This is a genomic window from Actinosynnema sp. NPDC023658, assembly GCF_040639995.1.
GTDB lineage: Bacteria > Actinomycetota > Actinomycetes > Mycobacteriales > Pseudonocardiaceae > Actinosynnema.
In genome coordinates this window covers 1-1,617 of the sequence record NZ_JBFAAX010001170.1, presented here as the reverse complement: position 1 = coordinate 1,617, position 1,617 = coordinate 1, and the positions used below count along the sequence as shown (strand labels likewise).

General features: G+C 75.0%; 2 protein-coding genes. Both read left to right on the top strand.

Annotated features, from left to right (window positions below):
• On the top strand, positions 1–1,309 hold a 1,309-nt coding region (locus AB0G02_RS39225; RefSeq protein WP_360805290.1), incomplete at its 5' end, for an FAD-dependent monooxygenase.
• 89 nt (positions 1,310–1,398) lie between these two features.
• A partial coding sequence (locus AB0G02_RS39220) for an oxygenase MpaB family protein (protein ID WP_360805288.1) occupies positions 1,399–1,617 on the top strand: 219 nt, incomplete at its 3' end.

Sequence of the window (1,617 nt, the reverse complement as noted above, 5' to 3'; positions counted from 1 at the left end):
CCCGGCGGATCCCGGCGCGGACACCGGCGGGCCACCACCCCCGCGCAGCGTCGGCCACTTCGCCGGCATGGTGCTCGACCCGGCCCGGGTCGACCTGGCCGCCCTGCCGTTCCGACTGCCCGGCCCGGCGGTGGACGGCCTGATGACCAGCCTCGAAGCGGTCGAGTCGGTGCTGTCCGAGCGGGCGTCCGAGCTGGGCGTCGAGATCAGGCGCGGTGTCGCGGTCGACGCCGTCACGCAGGACGACGAGGGCGTCGTCGTGCACGCCGGGGAGCACGAGCACGCCGCGCGTTGGGTCGTCGGCTGCGACGGCGGGCGCAGCGCGGTGCGCGGGCGGGCGGGCTTCGAGTTCGTCGGCACCGAGCCGCAGTTCACCGGCTACGCCATGCTCGTCACCCTCACCGACCCGGAGGAGCTGAGCCCGGGGTTCAACCTGACGCCGACGGGCATGTACATCCGGATGCCGACGTCGGGGCACCTCGGCGTGATGGACTTCGACGGCGGCGCGTTCGACCGCACCCGGCACCCGACTCGCGACCACCTCCAGGCGGTCCTGCGCCGGGTGTCCGGCACCGGCGTGACGCTGAGCGAGGTCCACCTCGCCTCCAGCTTCACCGACCGGGCCAAGCAGGCGACGACCTACCGGCGTGGTCGCGTCCTGCTCGCGGGCGACGCGGCGCACATCCACTCCCCGCTCGGCGGGCAGGGGCTCAACACCGGCATCGGTGACGCGGTGAACCTGGGGTGGAAGCTCGCGGCGACCGTGCGCAGGCACGCGCCGGACGGGCTCCTCGACACCTACACGCAGGAGCGTCACCCGATCGGCGCGTGGGTGCTCGACTGGACGCGCGCCCAGGCGGCGGCCATGCGGCCGGACCCGCACGGGCAGGCGGTCCAGGGCCTGATCCGCGACCTGCTCGGCACCCGTGACGGCACGACCTACGCGTACGGCAAGGTCTCGGGGTCGTCGATCCGCTACGAGCTCGGCAGCGACGAGCCGCTGGTGGGCCACAACGCCCCGGACTTCCACCTCGACGACGGCAACGGCGGCGGCACTCGCCTCGGTGAGCTGATGCGGGACGGACGCGGCGTCGCGCTGGACTTCAGCGCCGACCGGTGCCTGCGCGGTCCGGCGGCGCGCTGGGAGGGTCGGATCCGGTACGCGGCCGGGCCCGCGCGGAACGACCTCGGGGTGGGCGCGGTGCTCGTCCGGCCCGACGGCACGGTCGTGTGGGCGGGTGACCGCCACCCCGACCGCACGGCGTTCGAACGGGCCGCCGGCCGGTGGTTCGGCCCTCCGACGTCCTGACCACGACGGTGTGACGCGGGCCCGTGCCGACCACGTTCGGTGACACGGGCGGGTCGAATGCCTAGTCTGGGCGCGACGAGGTGATGCGCATGGACACCGAACCGCTGCGCCGGTACGCCGCCGACGCGCTGTTCTCCCGCGTCGCGGGCCCCGACGGCGAGAGCCACCGCACGCGCCTGCACAGCGCGCGGGGACCGCGCTGGTTCGGTCCCGACCGGCCGATCCGCCGGGTGCACGGCGACGCGGCCATGTTCATCGGCGGCCTGCGGGCGCTGCTGCTGCAATCGCTGCACCCGCTGGCGATGGCC